Source organism: Peribacillus sp. YIM B13482, from assembly GCF_042787975.1.
Classification (GTDB): domain Bacteria; phylum Bacillota; class Bacilli; order Bacillales; family DSM-1321; genus Peribacillus; species Peribacillus simplex_A.
In genome coordinates this window covers 1-18,947 of the sequence record NZ_JBHZPF010000006.1, presented here as the reverse complement: position 1 = coordinate 18,947, position 18,947 = coordinate 1, and the positions used below count along the sequence as shown (strand labels likewise).

Genomic DNA, 18,947 nt, shown 5'->3' with positions numbered 1-18,947 from the left:
GAGTAAACTTGATTTTTAGGCAAATTCCGCTCAGATGATGGCTCAAACAAAATTACCGTTAAGGCAAGGGCAGTTGATCCAACAAGGTTTTCAACAGCATTTTCAATCAGCTGTTTCCACTAACGAAAAATTGATCATTAGTAAACATGCTCAAATGAGGATAAATTAAAGAAATATAGAAATACCACGACAAACCTGGAAACAAATAACCGATAAAGCTAATGAGGCTAAAAAGATGGGCGTGACCGAATCTCTTATCATTACAAATAATGCGGCACTCATAGTAAGCACGAAAAAAAATAAAGTCATCACAGTCATGGACAGGGATGAAGCATCAGCTCAAATTTTTACGAACATCAATGGAACTATAATTTTGGATTAATAGGCTGGACCTAGAATAGGAAGTCTAGACTGTGGAATGACTGAAGCAGTCGCTATATGAAAGGGGAGCTTTTACATGCTTCGTTCAATGTATTCGGGAATAAGCGGGTTAAAAAACTTACAAACAAAATTGGATGTTATCGGTAATAACGTAGCCAATGTCAATACTTATGGTTTCAAAAAAAGCCGTGTAACATTCAGCGATGCCATGAATCAAACGGTATCTGGGGCAAGTGCAGCAACAGCCAATAGAGGTGGAACTAATTCTAAACAAATTGGGTTGGGTTCCACGATTGCTACAATCGATACCATCCATACACAGTCAAGCTTGCAAACGACCGGCCGTGATCTTGACTTGGGAATTTCTGGTGATGGTTGTTTCATCGTCAAGCAAGGCGATGCACTATCATACACTCGTGCTGGAAACTTTTATCTTGATAATAACGGTACACTTGTCAACTCGAATGGTTTGAAAGTGCAGGCTTACAAGATTGATGAAAACGGAAAACAATCAAAAACAATCGGTGATGTGGCTGTTAACGTTAATGCAATTTTACCTGCTGTAACAACAACTAAAATAACAGTAGGTGAAAATTTAGCTGCTGATGCAATTGACGGTACCGTATTTAGTCAGCAAATAAAAATCGTGGATGCAAAGGGTAAAGAACAAACGGCAACTATCTTTTTCCAAAAAACAGCTGATAACAAATGGGAGATTTTTGATGGGGAACCTGCTGCTTTGGGGGATACTTCGGCTACTAAACCAAAACCGTTCACTTCTCTGAATTTCGATGCTAATGGTCAGATAGTGGAAGCTGATAAAACTCAGGAAGGCCTAAACATTAACATTTCAAGTGGCAAAGCGAATGACCCGGATACGGAAGCTGATGAAAGCGTTCAAAAAATCAAATTGGATTTTGATTTCTCGAAACTTACTCAATCTAAAGGTGCTACGACTGCTCTTGTCAATCCAAATGGTAATAAAGAAGGGAAACTGGAAAGCTTTAACATTGGTGCATCAGGGGAAATAAATGGCGTTTATTCCAACGGTATGATCACAACATTAGGCCAACTGGCCGTTGCCAAGTTTTCCAATCCATCAGGCTTGACGAAAACAGGTGGTAATACTTTTCAGGAATCAATCAACTCAGGTACTGCAAACATCAATATCGCAGGTGAGGGCCGGGGGGGGATTGCATCAGGTTCCTTGGAAATGTCCAATGTGGATTTATCGGAAGAGTTTACTGAAATGATCGTTGCGCAACGTGGTTTCCAGTCGAATTCCCGGATTATAACGACATCGGATGAAATTTTACAAGAATTAGTTAACTTAAAACGATAGGTTAAGGGGGGAGGAGCCAGGTGCTTATTGCTCTGGCTCCTAAATATCATTATCAAAGTCACAAGGCTCAATGGAAAATGCTTTCATATCAATGCATTGTACATAGATACAGTCGAGTCATTGCCAGATACGACCATTACTTTTACAAATGGTAAGAAAATCGTTGTGCTTGAGAAAGAAGAGGAAATGGTTGAAGCTATTATACATTTTTATCGTACCGTGAATATTCTCGGTTTTCGTAATGATGTGGAGGAAAAATCATGAAAAAAAGTCTATTATCAATTATGTTGATTATATTCGTGGCCATAACGCTTGTTGGTGTCATAGCATTCGTGGTTGTGACAAAGTTATCTGACCCCACATCTGCAGAAGAAAAACCTAGCATTGACGAAATTGTCAAATCATCAGTTGAAATTCCCGAAATTACAACGAATCTTGCTGGCAATGATTATATCAAAATCTCATTTATGGTCCAAACAGAAAATAAAAAAGCAAAAGAAGAATTGGAAAAAAGAAGTTTTCAAGTGAAAAATATCATTATTACCGAACTATCCGAAATGAAAGCGGAAGTGTTAACCGGTAAAAAAGGCAAGGAAAAGCTTCAAGAAGAGCTAAAGACTAGAATGAATGAATTAATGGAAGAAGGAAAAGTTGAAAAGGTTTATATAACCTCCTTGATTCTTCAATAAGAACTTCCTTGCTTCATTAAATAAGAAGGGGAAGCTTTGGAGGTGAGTGTTAATGTCCGGGGAAATATTATCGCAAAATGAAATCGATGCTTTATTATCGGCCATTTCCACAGGTGAAATGGATGCAGATGATTTAAAGAAAGAAGAAATAGAAAAAAGAGTGAAAGTGTACGACTTTAAAAGGGCACTTCGGTTTTCAAAGGATCAAATCCGAAGTTTGACCAGGATACATGAGAACTTTGCAAGGTTGCTGACCACATACTTTTCGGCTCAGCTTAGGACATATGTTCAAATATCCGTTGCTTCGGCAGATCAAATACCATACGAAGAGTTTATTAGATCGATCCCGAAAATTACCATCCTGAATGTGTTTGAGGTGCCGCCGTTGGATGGCCGTATCATTCTTGAGGTCAACCCGAATATAGCTTATTCCATGATGGATCGAGTTTTGGGCGGGCGGGGCAAAAGCGTGAATAAGGTAGATACTTTAACGGAAATAGAAACGAAAATCATGTCGAATTTATTCGAGAAGGCTTTTGAAAATTTACAGGAGGCCTGGGGAACGATTGTTGAAATCGAACCGGTGATGACAGAGTTTGAGGTGAATCCACAATTTCTTCAATTGGTTTCGCCCAACGATACGGTTGTTGTCATTTCCTTGAATACACAAATCGGCGAAACGAGTGGAATGATTAATATTTGTATTCCTCACGTCGTATTAGAACCAATCATACCAAAGTTATCTGCTCATTATTGGTTGGAAAATTCCCAAAAGGAAAAAATTCCAGAGGAAATCATGATTTTGGAAAAGCGTATTCGAAATGCAGACCTTCCCGTTATTTCCGAACTTGGTTCTACGGATATCACCATCCAGGATTTTTTACTGCTAGATGTTGGTGATGTCATCGATTTAAATAAGGCAATCGATGAACCTTTGACCATTAAAATTGGAGGGGTCCCAAAATTCAATGGGCAGCCAGGAAAAGTAGGAAAAAAACACGCCATCCAGATTCTTGATATTTTGAAAGGGGGAGACGAAGATGGTAAGTGATCAAATGCTTTCACAGGACGAAATAGATGCCCTTTTAAAAGGTACAAGTGATATAGAAGATGAGATGAAGTCTCATATGATTGACGATTATTTATCAATTATGGAACTCGACGCCCTCGGGGAAATTGGTAATATCTCTTTCGGAAGTTCGGCCACTGCCTTATCCACTTTGTTGAATCAGAAAGTGGATATCACCACCCCGACGGTTACCTTAATTGAAAGGGGACAGATTGCGGAAGAGTTTCCGCATCCGTATGTAGCGATTCAAGTGCAATATACCGAGGGTTTCTCAGGTATTAATATGCTGGTCATCAAGCAGAGCGATGCTGCAATCATTGCAGATTTGATGCTTGGCGGTGATGGGGAGAATCCTTCTGACATACTGGGAGAAATTCAATTGAGTGCAGTCCAGGAAGCCATGAACCAAATGATGGGTTCTGCTGCTACATCAATGTCGTCCATTTTCAGTAAAAAAGTGGATATTTCCCCTCCTAGCATAGATTTACTTAACTTTTTAAATGGTGAAGGGGAAAATGCGATACCGGACGAAGATTTATTTGCAAAAATCTCGTTCCGACTCCGTGTCGGTAACTTAATTGATTCCAGTATTATGCAATTGTTGCCTTTAGAATTTGCTAAAGGGTTAGTCTCTGAATTATTGAATGGAACGGGCGATAGTGAACCGACCGATATGAAAATGGAAAAAGTACTAAGTGATCCAGTAACGAACATTCCACCTCGGGAGCCGGCCCCATTCCAAGACGCCGGGTCTAATCAATCGGCAAATGAATCTTTTGGGCAAGTCGGTTACCAAACCCACCCTACGAACCAAATACTGAATATGCCGCAACATTTTGGAGTTTCATCCGTACCAACAGGGCAGCCGGTAAATGTTCAGCCTGCTAGTTTCACTAGTTTTCAGCCCTTTCAGCTTCAAGAGGCTGAAACGAAAAATCTCAGCATGCTGATGGATATCCCTCTACAGGTAACTGTGGAGCTTGGGAGAACGAAGCGCTCTGTCAAGGATATTCTGGAGCTGTCCTCCGGATCTATCATCGAATTGGATAAATTAGCCGGCGAGCCAGTGGATATCCTGGTAAACAGTCGCTTGATAGCAAAAGGTGAGGTTGTGGTGATTGATGAAAACTTTGGCGTACGTGTTACGGATATCATGAGTCAAAGTGACCGATTAAATAAAATCAGATAATTTGGGGGACGAAAATAATGGCTAATAGAATTTTAATTGTGGACGATGCAGCATTTATGAGAATGATGATAAAGGATATCCTTTCTAAAAATGGCTTTGAAATTGTAGGGGAAGCAGCAGATGGAGCCCAAGCAGTGGACAAATATAAAGAAACGCTTCCTGATCTTGTAACGATGGATATTACCATGCCTGAAATGGATGGAATTACTGCATTAAAGGAAATTAAAAAGGTAAATCCTCAAGCTAAGGTCATTATGTGTTCAGCGATGGGGCAACAAGCCATGGTCATTGATGCAATCCAGGCGGGCGCAAAAGACTTTATCGTGAAGCCATTCCAGGCAGACCGGGTATTGGAAGCCATAAATAAAGCATTAAGTTAAGAGGGTGTCTTCATATTGTTTTTTATTAAAAAATGGCTTCAGGTCTCACTGATGATTGCAGTATTCTTCTCTGGGGCCATACAGGCCTATGCGGAAGATCTTGAAAAAACAGTGAAGGATGTTTATAAAAAGCCTGATGATTTAAAAGTGGATAAGGGTGAATCAAAAGACTTGCAATCTACCAAACAGGCTTCGAATCCGGATAAAGTTGGGATAACCGTTTGGGAGTTTCTTAGGATGATATTTGCTACTATTTTTGTAGTGTCTCTTCTATATATCCTATTAAAGTTCATCAATAAAAAAAGTAAATCGTATCAAAAAGCAAATTCAGTTGAGAATTTAGGCGGCACGAGCCTTGGTGCAAATCGTTCTGTCCAGCTTGTTAAAGTCGGCGGGCGAATATTGGTGATTGGGGTTGGCGAAAATATTCAACTCTTGAAAGAAATAGATAATCCTGAGGAATATGAACAGCTTTTGAGAGATTACAACGATAAGATCGATCAAATGATCCAGCCTGGGGAATTTGCAATGAAGTTGAAAAATAAGTGGTTGAATAAAAGAGAATCCGAAACCGCCAGTTTCCCTGCAGAGTTCAAAAATCAACTCGATCAAATGTCTGATAGCAGGAAGAAGCTGTTGAACGAGCTTGATAGGAAAGGAAGAGGCAATGAATGAATGAGTTCATGGAGTTTTTTAATAACAGTGACCCCGCCAATGTCTCTACTTCCGTCAAACTTGTTCTACTAATGACCGTTTTATCACTGGCCCCTAGCATATTGATTTTGATGACCTGTTTTACAAGAATCATCATTGTCCTGAGCTTTGTGAGAACATCGCTAGCTACACAGCAGATGCCGCCGAATCAGGTGCTGGTCGGCCTGGCTCTTTTCATGACATTCTTCATAATGGCACCGACTTTTCAGGAGGTGAATGAAAAGGCATTAACCCCGTTATTTAATGAGGAAATAGATTTAGAAGAGGCATATGTACAGGCCTCGATACCTTTTAAGGAATTCATGAGTGCCCATACAAGGCAAAAGGATCTGGCGTTATTCTTGGAGTATGCCAAGATGGATAAACCGGAAACGATACAGGACATTCCCTTGACTGCCTTTGTACCAGCTTTTGCAATCAGTGAAATCAAAACGGCTTTTCAAATAGGTTTTATGATTTTCATTCCATTTTTGGTTATTGATATGGTCGTTGCAAGTGTCCTGATGTCGATGGGGATGATGATGTTGCCGCCAGTCATGATTTCCCTTCCATTTAAAATCCTCCTTTTCATTCTTGTTGACGGATGGTATTTAGTAGTGAAGTCATTATTACAGAGTTTTTAAGCAGGTGAGAAAAAGTGAGTGCAGAGTTTGTTATTGATGTAGCAGAAAAAGGAATTTATACAGTTTTAATTATCGCTGGTCCATTGATGGTAATTGCTCTTATTGTAGGGCTATTAGTAAGCATCTTTCAGGCGACTACACAGATTCAGGAACAAACCTTGGCATTCGTTCCAAAAATCGTGGCAGTCTTATTGGGACTCATAATATTGGCTCCATGGATGCTGAGCCATCTATTATCATACGCAAATGAAATATTCGGTAATCTGAATCGATTTGTAGGGTAGGGCATGGAGGAAATATTTCTGCACTTTCCCGCCTTTTTATTAATTGTAGTAAGGGTCACTACGTTTTTCGTGGCCATGCCGATTTTTTCTTACCGTTCTATACCGGTACAACATCGAGTGGGGCTAGGAATCTTCCTTGCCTGGATCATGTACTATGCCATTGAAGCCCCGGTTCTGGACTTGGATGTCACATTTTATTTATTAATCATAAAGGAAGCGCTTGTTGGGCTTTTCATTGGGTTTGCAGCCTATATGATTTTATCGGCCGTTCAAATCGCTGGTGGATTGATTGATTTTCAAATGGGCTTTTCAATTGCCAATGTCATCGATCCCCAAACTGGGGCTCAAAGCCCGTTGATGGGACAATACCTTTATACAATCGCCTTATTATTCCTATTGAGTACTAACGGCCATCATTTGCTTTTGGATGGAATCTTTTATAGCTATCAGTTCATCCCGATTGACCAATTATTTGTGCCATTCGGAGATCATACACTAATGGAATATTTGGCGAAAGCATTCAGTAAAGCTTTCATGATTGCTTTTCAAATGTCCATACCAGTAGTGGGAAGTATTTTCTTAGTGGATGTCACGCTAGGAATCCTTGCTAGGACAGTCCCTCAATTAAATGTGTTCGTGGTCGGAATTCCAGTGAAAATCATAGCCGGGTTAGCGGTTATAGTACTGGTGATGGGGATGATGATGACGGCTGTCACCCAACTTTTCAATTTTTTGCTTTTGACGATGCGTCATCTAATGCAGTTGATTGGAGGCGTTTGATATGGAGAGGTTTCAGCTGGATTTACAGTTTTTTGCTGGTGAGAAGACCGAAAAGGCGACTCCAAAAAAACGTCAGGATTCGAAGAAAAAGGGTCAGGTGGCAAAGAGTCAGGATGTAAATACCTCTGTAAATTTAATTGCAGTGTTTTCAGTGCTATTGCTGATGGGGCCGTACATGTATAATCATTTGCTGGGTCTAATGAAAGAATATCTGCAACATTTTACATTGACTGGATTCAGCGAGGAGAATGTACAAATTATCATGATTGAGGTTTTAAAGGAGATGGGTCTCGTCCTTGGACCCGTTTTTGCTGCCGCGATAGTGGCTGGGGTATTGGCTAATGTCATGCAAATTGGTTTTTTGTTTTCGACTGAATCCATTCAGTTTAAACTTGAAAAATTGGATCCCATTAAAGGGTTCAAACGTATTTTTTCAATGCGGGCCATTGTTGAATTATTAAAATCCATTCTCAAAATATCTTTTGTTGGTTTTGTTGCCTTTTATGTACTATGGCAGCGCATGGGCGAGATTATGATGTTATCACAGATTTCTTTGGAAGCAGCGATGGCAACATTGGCGGATATTACGATTAAAGCAGGATTTTATGCTGCCGTGGCTTTATTGTTCATTGCTCTATTAGACTATTTGTATCAAAAATATGACTTTGAAAAAAACATCCGTATGTCCAAACAGGATATTAAGGATGAATATAAAAATTCCGAAGGGGACCCGCTTATCAAATCCAAGATTAAGCAAAAGCAAAGGCAGATGGCCGCTCAAAGAATGATGCAGGAAATTCCCAATGCGGATGTCGTCATCACTAACCCGACGCATTTTGCAATTGCTCTAAAATATGATGAAGATAAGGCAGAGGCTCCGTATGTAGTGGCAAAAGGCGTTGATTTTGTCGCTCAGAAAATTAAATTCATTGCTAAAGAAAATGATGTGATCATGGTAGAAAATCGGCCTTTGGCCAGGTCTTTATATGATCAAACTGAATTAGGTCAAGCGATACCTGAGGAGTTCTTTAAGGCGGTCGCTGAAATATTAGCCTTTGTATATAAAACCAAAGGTAAACTGTAAAGAAGTAACAGGGTAACCCGCTAGTTAGGAGAGAAAAAACATGCGAGCAAGAGATTTAGTTGTTATTTCGAGCGTCATTATGATCGTTGCCATGTTGATCATTCCATTGCCAACCTGGTTGTTAAGTATTTTACTCCTTTTAAATATCTCTCTTGCGCTGCTGGTTCTATTGACTACGATGAATATGAAAGAACCTCTCGAATTTTCAATCTTTCCTTCCTTGCTCCTTTTATTTACATTGTTCAGGCTGGGGTTGAACGTTTCGACGACCCGTGCCATTTTGACCTATGGTGATGCTGGTGGAGTTGTAGAAACCTTTGGTTCGTTTGTAGTCGGAGGAAACGTGATTGTTGGATTAGTTGTATTCATCATTTTGGTCATCATCAATTTCATCGTCATCACGAAAGGATCCGAACGGGTCTCGGAGGTTGCCGCAAGATTTACGCTGGATGCGATGCCAGGGAAACAGATGGCCATTGATGCAGATTTAAATGCTGGGATGATCTCCGAAAACGAAGCACGTGCCAGAAGGGAAAAAATAAGTAACGAAGCAGACTTTTATGGATCCATGGATGGAGCGAGTAAGTTTGTTAAAGGTGACGCCATAGCAGGAATCATCATTGTCATCATTAACTTGATTTTTGGTATGATCATTGGCATCATGCAATTGGACATGAGTTTTGGAGAGTCCGCCGTACATTTTTCTATGTTATCGGTTGGTGACGGTATCGTAAGTCAGATACCTGCCTTATTGATTTCCACAGCTACGGGAATCGTCGTAACCCGGGCTGCCTCAAATGGAAACCTCGGAGCGGATATTGTTGAACAGTTATTTCAATTTCCTAAGATGCTTTACCTGACAGCAGCGACCATTTTCCTTTTAGGATTATTCACTCCCATTTCCGACTTATTCACCATGCCGATTGCTGCTTTATTAGTCGTTGGAGGTTATACGATTTCAAGGATACCACAGCAGGACGAAAGTGAAATACAAGAAATGGAAGAAGTGCTGGAAACGGATGAAATGAAAAGTCCAGAAAGCGTCGTTAACCTTTTAAATGTCGACCCGATCGAATTTGAGTTTGGATATGGTTTGATTCCACTTGCGGATGCCAACCAAGGCGGGGACCTGCTGGACCGGGTCGTCATGATTCGCAGGCAGCTTGCAATTGAATTGGGGCTCGTGATTCCTGTCGTCAGAATACGTGATAACATTCAGTTGAATCCTAATGAGTATCGGCTGAAAATTAAAGGAAGTGTCATGGCAAAGGGGGAGTTGCTCCTTAATCATTTCTTGGCCATGAGTCCAGGGAACGAGGATGAGTCAATAGAAGGAATCGATACGATAGAACCATCCTTCGGTTTACCAGCCAAATGGATCACGGATGAAATGAAAGAACATGCGGAGATGATGGGTTATACGGTAGTAGACCCACCAAGTGTAGTATCCACACACATGACGGAAGTCATAAAGGCCAATGCACAGGAACTATTGGGCAGGCAGGAAACGAAACAATTAATCGATCACCTCCATGAATCCTCACCTATACTAGTAGAGGAAGTCACTCCGAATCCCTTGTCTATAGGTGATGTTCAAAAGGTATTGGCAAAATTATTGAAGGAAAAAGTTTCTATAAGGAACTTACCGGTCATTTTCGAAACACTTGCTGATTATGGAAAGTTATCGACTGACACAGATTTGCTGACTGAATATGTAAGGCAGAATTTAGCCAGACAGATAACGAATTCTTTTATTGCGGATGAAAATAGAATTAAAGTCATAACATTATCGGGGAAAGTGGAAAAGACCATTGCCGATGGTGTGCAGCAAACCGAGCATGGTAACTTTTTATCATTGGATCCAACTATATCGCAATCCATATTGGAGGCAATTGCAGCCAAATTGGAAGAGCTGACGTTAATGGATCACCAACCGATCTTACTATGCTCTCCTGCGGTAAGGATGTATGCCAGGCAATTAACTGAACGTTATTTTCCAAATGTACCGATTCTTTCATACAATGAACTAGAATCGAATGTAGAAGTACAAAGTGTAGGGGTGGTGAATATCGATTGAAGGTAAAAAAATATTTGGCACCATCAATGAACGAGGCGATGAAGCGAATAAGGGGGGAACTAGGCAGTGATGCGGTCATCTTAAGTTCAAAGGCTGTGTATAATGGCGGTTTCCTAGGATTATTCAAAAAGAGGAGTATTGAAGTCATTGCAGCCATAGATCCGGTTTCCCAGCCTATCGAAACGATAGTGAAACAGAAATCGAAGAAGTTGCCATCGAAGCCGAAAATGGCAAGTCATATTAATGAGGGCAATAAGGAAAGTGCCGATTTATTAAAAGAAATAGAAGGTTTGAAAGATATGATCAAGAGTATACAAATCTATTCACCTGATAGAGAATATCCGGGGAAACTGCAGGTAATCCACGATTACCTAATGGAGCAAGAAGTAGATATATCACTTCGGTCGCAAATCATGGATGTACTACTTGAGAAATGGTTCGTTTACAAACAACAATCAACGGATGAAGAGATTCAAGTTTGGTTGGAGGAAGCCATGTTCGATATTTTGGAAAAGGTTGAAAACGGAAAACCCGGGCTCCAAAAAAAATATATTAATATTGTTGGTCCAACAGGTGTGGGAAAGACAACGACCTTAGCAAAAGTAGCTGCGGAAACCATGTTGAAGCATGATAAGAAGGTGGCATTCATTACGACGGATACTTACAGGATTGCTGCAATAGATCAGCTTAAGACATATGCGAAGATTTTGAACGTTCCGATCGAAGTCGCTTATAATTTGGAGGATTTCAAAAGGGCGACTGAACGTTTCTCCCATTATGATTATGTTTTTATAGATACGGCCGGGAGGAATTTCCGTAACCCGCTATACGTCAAGGATCTTAATGAAATTATTCATTTTACAGATGAGATGGAAACCTATTTAGTGTTGTCATTAACCTCAAAACAAAAGGATATGGAAGATATTTATCGACAGTTTGCTACCATACCGATTAAACAGGTCATTTTTACAAAAGCGGACGAAACCTCCACTTTCGGGGCGATATTCAATTTTATACACTCTCATAAAGTAGGAGCCGCTTATATAACAGATGGACAGAATGTGCCAGACGATATGGAAATAGCTACATCATCACAGCTATTGAAAATGGCTTTTGGGGCTAAAAAATATGAAAGATCAAGCTGAGAACTTACGAAGAAGATTGGAAGCCCGCCATAATCAATCAATGGCCAGGACGATTGCCGTTTTAAGCGGTAAAGGAGGAGTGGGAAAATCAAACTTTTCCTTGAATTTTTCCATTGCCTTATCCCAGAGGGGGAAAAAGGTCCTGTTGTTCGACATGGATATTGGTATGGGGAATATTGATATTTTGATTGGGGAACACTCCCCCTACAGTATTATTGATTTCTTTGAAAGTGATTGTAGTTTAAAAGATATCATCACAGCAGGACCGGGGAATATTTCAATCATTAACGGCGGAACGGGACTGACGAATCTCTTTTCACTTGATGAAGATAAGTATACCCGTTTTAATGAAGAATTCAGTTTATTGTTGGCGAACTACGATTATATTTTATTTGACATGGGAGCAGGTATTACTCAGGATTCTATGAAATTCATGTTATGTGTGGATGAATTAGTCGTTATCACGACGACTGAACCTACTTCTATTATGGATGCATACTCCGCAATGAAATATATTAATTCAGTAAATAAAGAGGTTCCGTTGTTCCTTGTTTGCAATAGGGTTTTCACGAGTAAGGACGGCAAAGAAGCGATTAAGCGGCTCCAAAATGCACTAGTGAAATTTTTGGGTCTGGAAACAGTTGCTCTAGGGTACTTACCAAACGATGGAATAGTATCAAAATCTGTTACCAAACAAATGCCCTTCATTCTTTTCGATTCTGAAGCAGATGTTTCCAAAGCTATTATGGACATTGCGTCGAGATATGCAAATCATTCATTTGGGGGAGAATTGACTTTGCAAAGAAGCCATTTCCTCCGAAATATGAAGAGATATTTTCTTGGAAAGTAGGTCTCCTTTCATGGATATCGTAAAAGTGCTGATAGTGGATGATTCTGCGTTTATGAGAAAGTTAATTTCAGAGTTTTTAACAGAAGATAGCAGAGTTGAAGTCATCGGGACTGCCAGGAATGGAAGAGATGCTTTAGATAAAATAAAGGCTTTAAAACCCGATGTCGTGACTTTGGATGTAGAAATGCCGGTTATGGACGGATTGGAAGCATTAAACCGGATCATGAATGAATGTCCAACCGCTGTAGTCATGTTATCGAGCACAACGAAAGAAGGAACGGAAAATACATTTGCTGCCATGGACAGTGGAGCCTTTGACTTTATGGCTAAACCAACAGGTGCCATTTCATTGGATTTACATAAAATTAAGACAGAACTCCTTGAAAAAGTTATGGCTGCCAGCAGGGCAAATGTTCACAAACTACAAAAAAATGCGTTGAATATGGAGATAAGCCCATCATTTTGGGAAAAATATAGTAAAATAGATTCAATAGTAACGACAAAAAAAAGAAAAAAATAATAAAACATGGTCCTATAGGAACGGGAAGATAATAGTCATTGGTACATCTACTGGAGGTCCAAAAGCGCTTCAGACCGTCTTGACAGAACTCCCACTAGATATTGATGCGTCCATACTCATTGTCCAGCACATGCCCCCCGGTTTTACAAAATCTTTGGCAACACGCCTGAATTCATTATGCAAGATTAAAGTGAAGGAAGCAGAAGAGGGTGAACTGATACAAAAAGGTGTCGCCTACATCGCACCTGGAGGTTTTCACTTAAAAGTGAAAAAAGTCGGAATGAGCTTGGCAGTCCTTTTGGATCAATCCGAATTGCGAAATGGACATCGGCCGTCGGTTGATGTGCTATTTGAATCGGTAAGTGAAATGAAGGATCTTGCGAAAATAGCCGTTATCATGACCGGGATGGGCATGGATGGGGCGGCGGGGCTTATTAAGCTGAAGCAAAGGGGTCCTTTAAAAGCTATAGCCGAATCACAGGAGAAATCAATCATTTTTGGTATGCCGAAAGCGGCAATTAAAACCAATTTAATAGATTGCATAGAGGATGTAGAAAAAATAGCTAAAACGATAATAAGCTTTTGTTAACATATGGAGGTGGAGTTTGTATGGATATGAACCAGTATCTAGAGGTATTTATAGAGGAAAGTAAAGAACATCTTCAAACGTGCAGCGAACAGTTGCTGGTACTCGAAAAGAACCCGGAAGACCTCTCGATTGTGAACGAAATCTTTCGTTCAGCCCATACCCTAAAAGGGATGTCGGCAACTATGGGATATGAGGACTTAGCTAATTTAACTCATAAAATGGAGAATGTTTTGGATGCGATCCGAAACAGTCAAATCATCCTTACACCTGAATTGTTTGATGTGATATTTTTAGCGGTTGATGATTTAGAAGCGATGGTCATGTCCATTGCTGAAGGTGGAGATGGAAAGAGAGATGTGAAGAGGGTTGTTCGGCAGCTGGAATTGATTGGAAAAGGAGAGTCGCTGGTTTCTTCATCCAGTGCAGAGATTGCAGCAGCTTCTGTCGTTCTTGAAAAGGAGGAAATGACTGCGGGACAGTATGATGAATTTGAATGGACAGTGCTTCAGCAGTCCAAAGATCAAGGCTTCAACAGCTTTGAAATTTCGATAGCTTTGCGTGAAGACTGTCTTTTAAAAGCTGCCCGGGTATTTATGGTATTTGAGGTGCTTGAAAAATCAGGTGAAATAATCAAGTCACACCCACCTGTTGAAGTTTTGGAAGAAGAGCAGTTCGATCAGCAATTTACAGTCACGATGGTATCAAAAGAATCGAGTGAAGAGATAAAGAAAAAAATCATGAAGGTTTCAGAAGTGGGTCACGTTGTTATAAATGACATTGATTTTGAAGGCTTGCGACATACCGCCAATGCTAAAGAGGATAAAGTTGCTGAAGTTCAGGAACAAGAGACAACCAATGCAAAGCTCCCAACTGATAATAATGAGAAGAAAAAACAGGCATCCTTTAAGTCGGAATCAAGCAAGACCATTCGGGTGAACATTGAGCGGCTTGATATATTAATGAATTTATTCGAGGAACTTGTAATCGATAGAGGCAGGCTTGATCAAATTTCTAGTGATTTGGATAATCAAGAATTGCATGAAACAGTTGAAAGAATGTCCCGTATAACAAGTGATTTACAAACAATCGTATTGAATATGCGGATGGTTCCCGTGGAAACGGTATTCAATCGTTTTCCTAAAATGGTTCGTCAATTAGCAAGGGATTTAAACAAGAAAGTCGATTTGGAAATCATCGGAGCTGAAACGGAACTTGATCGTACAGTCATTGATGAAATCGGTGACCCTCTCGTCCATTTATTAAGAAACGCCATGGACCATGGAGTTGAAACGCCTGAAGAACGGTTGGCGAAAGGGAAGAATGAAGAAGGTAAAATCCTATTAAAAGCATATCACAGCGGCAATCATGTCTTCATTGAATTCGATGATGATGGTGCAGGCATCAATAAAGAGCGAGTCTTGAACAAGGCGCTTTCCAATGGGATATTAACTAAGGAAACTGCTGCCACTCTAACGGATAAGCAAATCTATGAATTGATATTCGCTTCTGGTTTCTCAACAGCGGAAACCATTTCGGATGTATCGGGGCGCGGTGTGGGTCTGGATGTAGTTAAAAATACTATTGAGTCTCTCGGTGGATCTGTCACGATTGATTCCAGGGAGAACGAAGGGTCCATTTTCCTTATTCAGCTTCCACTTACATTGTCTATTATTTCTGTCATGCTGGTTGCAATCCAAAACGAAAAATATGCCATACCGCTTTCATCCATTATAGAAACAGCGATCATAAAAAAAGAAGATATCATGAATGCCCATAATCAACAAGTTATTGACTTCAGGGGGAAGGTGCTGCCACTTCTGTTCCTGAAAGATATTTTTGAAGTGCCTATCAGTCAGGAAGAAGAAGAGTTTCTCTCTGTGGTCATTGTAAGAAAAGGAGATAAATTAGCTGGGTTAGTCGTTGATTCATTTATCGGGCAGCTGGAAATTGTATTGAAATCACTGGGGAATTATTTAACAAGTGCATTTGCAATATCGGGGGCAACGATTCTTGGAGATGGACAAGTTGCTTTAATCATAGATTGCAACACATTGATTCATTGAATGATAGATGAAGAGGGCAAGGTAATGGGACGTTTGCTCGCCCGTGCCGCATTCAGGTTCTCATTAAGGTTATACCTGTCATCATGAAGTTTTTTTAGAGGAGGTGAACGGATGTCGCAGGATATGAAAGTAATCGTTTTTCAAATTAAGGATAAAGAATATGCCATTCCGGTGGAAAAGGTCAGCGGTATCGAAAAGCTTCTGCATATTACCAGAGTTCCAAAGGCTGTTCAGTTTGTTAAGGGAGTCATAAATTTAAGGGGTGTTATCACTCCAATCATTGATTTACGGGTACGTTTTGGTTTCGAAGTGGTGGCTTATGATGAATCAACAAGGATCATCATCGTCATTTTGGATGATATGGAAGTTGGGTTGATAGTGGACTCTGCCAATGATGTTTTGGATATTCCGGTGGATAGTATCGAGCCGCAGCCTGAAGTTGTGGGACATTTAGCTTCAGAATACATAAGCGGAGTGGCTAAAATTGAAAAGCGTCTGCTCGTCCTGATTAATTTGGAAAAGGCTTTAAGTCTAGAAGTGACTGAAAATATGTTAAAAGAAGGATAATCACATGTCGTTCATTGAGAAAATCAATCCTCTTCAACTCGATATTTTGAAGGAAATTGGCAATATAGGTGCAGGCAACGCAGCAACGGCTCTTTCTGCCATCCTTAATAGGAAAATTGATATGAATGTTCCAAATGCTCGGGTCGTTTCCTTTGATGAAATGATGGAAATGGCTGGCGGGGCCGATCACGTCGTTGCCAGCGTTTTCCTTAGAATAGAAGGAGATGCTTCCGGGAGTATGTTTTTTATCCTTTCGCTTCAAGTAGCTGAATACTTGATTCGTCAAATGACTGGTGATGGAACCTTTTTGATAGATTCCACACCCTATACCGAATTGGCACTCTCCTGCCTTTTGGAATTAGGGAATATTTTATCTGGATCCTATCTTTCTTCACTTTCTGATTTCACTCGATTGAATATCTATCCATCCGTACCGTCATTGAGCATTGATATGGTAGGGGCCACAATCAGTTATGGTTTATTGGAATTATCTCAAGTAAGTGACGCAGCCATTGTCATTGATACTGTACTTGAAAAAGATCAGCATTTTGCTGAATCCATTGACGGTCATTTCTTTCTTTTACCTGATCCCGGATTTTTTGATACCATTTTTTCCGCTTTAGGAGTGTCACTTAATGACTGAATTGATAAAGGTCAAGGTTGTGAAGGTTGGAATAGCGGATATGAATATTATAAAACCTCCATATTCGATTCGCACTTCAGGGCTGGGGTCATGTGTTGGTGTTGTAGTATATGACCAAAAAAAGGGGATTGCCGGTTTGGCTCACATTATGCTGCCTGACTCTTCACTCGCTAAATCAGGACAGATCAACGCTGCCAAATTTGCTGATACGGCGATAAAGGAATTAGTGCAGCTTTTAGTAAATGAAGGAGCAAGAATTCGATTCCTAAAAGCGAAGTTGGCTGGTGGTGCGCAAATGTTTCAATTTGCTTCAGGAGGAGATTTAATGAGAATAGGACCCCGAAATGTGGATGCTGTCCGGAAAGAGTTATCTGACTTGCGCATTCAAGTCGTTGCAGAAGATTTAGGCGGTAATAGCGGGAGAACGATCGAGTTCAATTTGAACGATTGTTTACTGAATATACGGACCGCTAATAAAGGGACAAAAAACATATAGTAACGATTAGGCTTTACTTAAAAAGAACAGCTGAAAATATGACAGGACACTTGCAATCAAATTATTGTTGCATTTATGGCCTTTAAGAGCAATTTTGATCACATGACGTTTATAATGTAAGGAGGATGTCCAATGTCTCGTCTGACCATCGAAGAAGAGCAGATATATTGGAAAAATTGGGTTGATTGCAGGGATCCGCAAGCCGGGGACATTTTAGTTAAGAAATACACCCCTCTCGTATCGTATCATGTTCAACGCATTTCAGTAAGCCTTCCTAAAAATGTGAGCCGGGATGATATAAGGAGTTTAGGGATGATGGGATTATTCGATGCCCTGGCACGTTTTGATACGAAGCGTGACCTGAAATTTGATACATATGCTTCATTTAGAATTCGTGGTGCTATTTTAGATGGATTAAGAAAAGAGGATTGGCTTCCACGGAGTGCAAGAGATAAAGCCAAGAAAATTGAATCTGCAATAGAAAAGCTAGAACAGCGATATATGAGAAACCTTTCTCCAAACGAGATTGCTGCGGAATTGAATATTCCGGAAGATGAAGTATATGCTGCGTTAAATGGGAATTTCTTTGCCAATGTACTTTCGATGGATGAAAATCCCCAAGAACAAGACGACAAAGAAAGCACGAATTTTCATATTAAAGATGAAAAGGCGGATTTACCTGAGGAACATGTTTTAAGGGAAGAACTGAATGTGGAATTAGCCAAAGTCATAGAAACGCTTAATGAAAAAGAACAGTTGGTTTTACAACTTTTTTATAAAGAAGAACTGACATTAACCGAAATCGGACAAGTGATGAGCCTATCTACGTCTCGGATATCCCAGATTCACTCGAAAGCGATATATAAATTAAGAAACTCGATGCAAAATTAAAAGAATTAATCATATTTTGTTTGAAAAGGGAATGGAGCCAGAGATGCATCCAGTTGATCATAGATCCGGTTGAACGAAAAATGCCTTCTTTAAAGTCAGGGGCAGCCTGAAAGGACTTAGGAACCCATCACTTCAATAAATGTTTCGAAATCACAGAATTTCGAACTGAACTTGGTCACGAAGAGCAGTTCAAGTGTCCCTTACTCCATTGTAAGGTAATCATAAATATTATTAAGAAGTCCAATGAGAACTCACTTTCAGCTCGGTTTTGTCTGGTTATTGGAAATGGAAAGGCGGTTTCCATATGAGTTTAAAAGCGATTGAGATGCAAATTGCAATCCCACGAACACAGGATGCAGGGAAAATCCAAGAGCAAAATCAACAAAAGAAGTTAATCCAACAAGATCATGCTGCCCATCAAGTCCAAAAGGATTCAGAACGAAAACAAAGGACCGTTGTAGGTGAAGAACGAAAGCTTCCGGCCCATTTTTATGAAAAGGCTCTTTTCGTAAAGATTGTTGTTTTTAAAACGAAACTATTTAAGGTTGATTGGAGCGGAAGTGCGAGACTC

General features: G+C 40.1%; 20 protein-coding genes and 2 pseudogenes. All 22 read left to right on the top strand.

Translation table 11 applies throughout. The features are described 5' to 3' along the window. Positions 1 to 175: 175 nt before the first annotated feature. Entirely contained in the window at positions 176 to 382 is a 207-nt protein-coding gene (locus ACFX4L_RS05245; RefSeq protein ID WP_377404156.1) for a hypothetical protein, read from the top strand. A gap of 75 nt (positions 383 to 457) precedes the next feature. Further along, the gene (locus ACFX4L_RS05240) at positions 458 to 1,723 is read left to right on the top strand and encodes a flagellar hook protein FlgE (RefSeq protein WP_377404114.1); all 1,266 of its coding nucleotides are present in this window, start codon (positions 458 to 460) and stop codon (positions 1,721 to 1,723) included. A 48-nt stretch (positions 1,724 to 1,771) separates the two neighbouring features. Continuing rightward, positions 1,772 to 1,987 carry a flagellar FlbD family protein gene (locus ACFX4L_RS05235; protein WP_284472096.1) on the top strand — a complete coding sequence of 72 codons (216 nt, stop codon included), beginning with the start codon at positions 1,772 to 1,774 and terminating at the stop codon, positions 1,985 to 1,987. Beyond that, positions 1,984 to 2,412 (top strand): flagellar basal body-associated protein FliL, encoded by a 429-nt coding sequence (fliL, locus tag ACFX4L_RS05230; protein WP_377383080.1) that lies wholly within the window; start codon positions 1,984 to 1,986, stop codon positions 2,410 to 2,412. Before ACFX4L_RS05235 ends, fliL begins: the two co-directional genes overlap by 4 nt. 52 nt (positions 2,413 to 2,464) lie before the next feature. Beyond that, entirely contained in the window at positions 2,465 to 3,463 is a 999-nt protein-coding gene (gene fliM / locus ACFX4L_RS05225; RefSeq protein ID WP_377383082.1) for a flagellar motor switch protein FliM, read from the top strand. Next, entirely contained in the window at positions 3,453 to 4,670 is a 1,218-nt protein-coding gene (gene fliY / locus ACFX4L_RS05220; RefSeq protein ID WP_377404111.1) for a flagellar motor switch phosphatase FliY, read from the top strand. The genes fliM and fliY overlap by 11 nt, the downstream gene beginning before the upstream one ends. A 17-nt stretch (positions 4,671 to 4,687) precedes the next feature. Beyond that, complete coding sequence (cheY, locus tag ACFX4L_RS05215) at positions 4,688 to 5,050, top strand: chemotaxis protein CheY (RefSeq protein WP_125161940.1); 363 nt, start codon at positions 4,688 to 4,690, stop codon at positions 5,048 to 5,050. A gap of 15 nt (positions 5,051 to 5,065) precedes the next feature. After that, positions 5,066 to 5,725: a flagellar biosynthetic protein FliO gene (locus tag ACFX4L_RS05210; RefSeq protein ID WP_377383668.1), complete on the top strand. Its 660-nt coding sequence runs from the start codon at positions 5,066 to 5,068 to the stop codon at positions 5,723 to 5,725. Next, on the top strand, positions 5,722 to 6,387 hold the full coding sequence (fliP, locus tag ACFX4L_RS05205) for a flagellar type III secretion system pore protein FliP (RefSeq protein ID WP_089362477.1): 666 nt from the start codon (positions 5,722 to 5,724) through the stop codon (positions 6,385 to 6,387). Before ACFX4L_RS05210 ends, fliP begins: the two co-directional genes overlap by 4 nt. A 14-nt stretch (positions 6,388 to 6,401) precedes the next feature. Next, positions 6,402 to 6,671 carry a flagellar biosynthesis protein FliQ gene (fliQ, locus tag ACFX4L_RS05200; protein ID WP_061462420.1) on the top strand — a complete coding sequence of 90 codons (270 nt, stop codon included), beginning with the start codon at positions 6,402 to 6,404 and terminating at the stop codon, positions 6,669 to 6,671. A 3-nt stretch (positions 6,672 to 6,674) separates the two neighbouring features. Next, complete coding sequence (fliR, locus tag ACFX4L_RS05195) at positions 6,675 to 7,451, top strand: flagellar biosynthetic protein FliR (protein ID WP_377404108.1); 777 nt, start codon at positions 6,675 to 6,677, stop codon at positions 7,449 to 7,451. A 1-nt stretch (position 7,452) separates the two neighbouring features. After that, the gene (gene flhB / locus ACFX4L_RS05190) at positions 7,453 to 8,535 is read left to right on the top strand and encodes a flagellar biosynthesis protein FlhB (protein ID WP_377383674.1); all 1,083 of its coding nucleotides are present in this window, start codon (positions 7,453 to 7,455) and stop codon (positions 8,533 to 8,535) included. Between the two features lie 40 nt (positions 8,536 to 8,575). Further along, a complete protein-coding gene (flhA, locus tag ACFX4L_RS05185) occupies positions 8,576 to 10,612 on the top strand; it encodes a flagellar biosynthesis protein FlhA (RefSeq protein WP_377383677.1) in 2,037 nt (678 codons plus the stop codon). Beyond that, positions 10,609 to 11,757: a flagellar biosynthesis GTPase FlhF gene (flhF, locus tag ACFX4L_RS05180; RefSeq protein WP_377404105.1), complete on the top strand. Its 1,149-nt coding sequence runs from the start codon at positions 10,609 to 10,611 to the stop codon at positions 11,755 to 11,757. The genes flhA and flhF overlap by 4 nt, the downstream gene beginning before the upstream one ends. Next, a complete protein-coding gene (locus ACFX4L_RS05175) occupies positions 11,741 to 12,607 on the top strand; it encodes a MinD/ParA family protein (protein WP_377383683.1) in 867 nt (288 codons plus the stop codon). Before flhF ends, ACFX4L_RS05175 begins: the two co-directional genes overlap by 17 nt. Positions 12,608 to 12,617: 10 nt before the next feature. Next, positions 12,618 to 13,716, top strand: a pseudogene (locus tag ACFX4L_RS05170) (protein-glutamate methylesterase/protein-glutamine glutaminase). 20 nt (positions 13,717 to 13,736) lie between these two features. Beyond that, positions 13,737 to 15,779 carry a chemotaxis protein CheW gene (locus tag ACFX4L_RS05165; protein WP_377404102.1) on the top strand — a complete coding sequence of 681 codons (2,043 nt, stop codon included), beginning with the start codon at positions 13,737 to 13,739 and terminating at the stop codon, positions 15,777 to 15,779. Positions 15,780 to 15,890: 111 nt separating this feature from the next. Then, positions 15,891 to 16,346: a chemotaxis protein CheW gene (locus tag ACFX4L_RS05160; RefSeq protein ID WP_377383691.1), complete on the top strand. Its 456-nt coding sequence runs from the start codon at positions 15,891 to 15,893 to the stop codon at positions 16,344 to 16,346. Positions 16,347 to 16,350: 4 nt separating this feature from the next. After that, complete coding sequence (locus ACFX4L_RS05155) at positions 16,351 to 16,989, top strand: chemotaxis protein CheC (RefSeq protein ID WP_284471266.1); 639 nt, start codon at positions 16,351 to 16,353, stop codon at positions 16,987 to 16,989. Continuing rightward, positions 16,982 to 17,485 (top strand): chemotaxis protein CheD, encoded by a 504-nt coding sequence (locus ACFX4L_RS05150; RefSeq protein ID WP_377383694.1) that lies wholly within the window; start codon positions 16,982 to 16,984, stop codon positions 17,483 to 17,485. The genes ACFX4L_RS05155 and ACFX4L_RS05150 overlap by 8 nt, the downstream gene beginning before the upstream one ends. Before the next feature lie 132 nt (positions 17,486 to 17,617). Then, a complete protein-coding gene (locus ACFX4L_RS05145) occupies positions 17,618 to 18,376 on the top strand; it encodes a FliA/WhiG family RNA polymerase sigma factor (protein ID WP_377383697.1) in 759 nt (252 codons plus the stop codon). Positions 18,377 to 18,680: 304 nt separating this feature from the next. Beyond that, positions 18,681 to 18,947 (top strand): annotated as a pseudogene (locus ACFX4L_RS05140) (hypothetical protein); the annotation flags it as partial.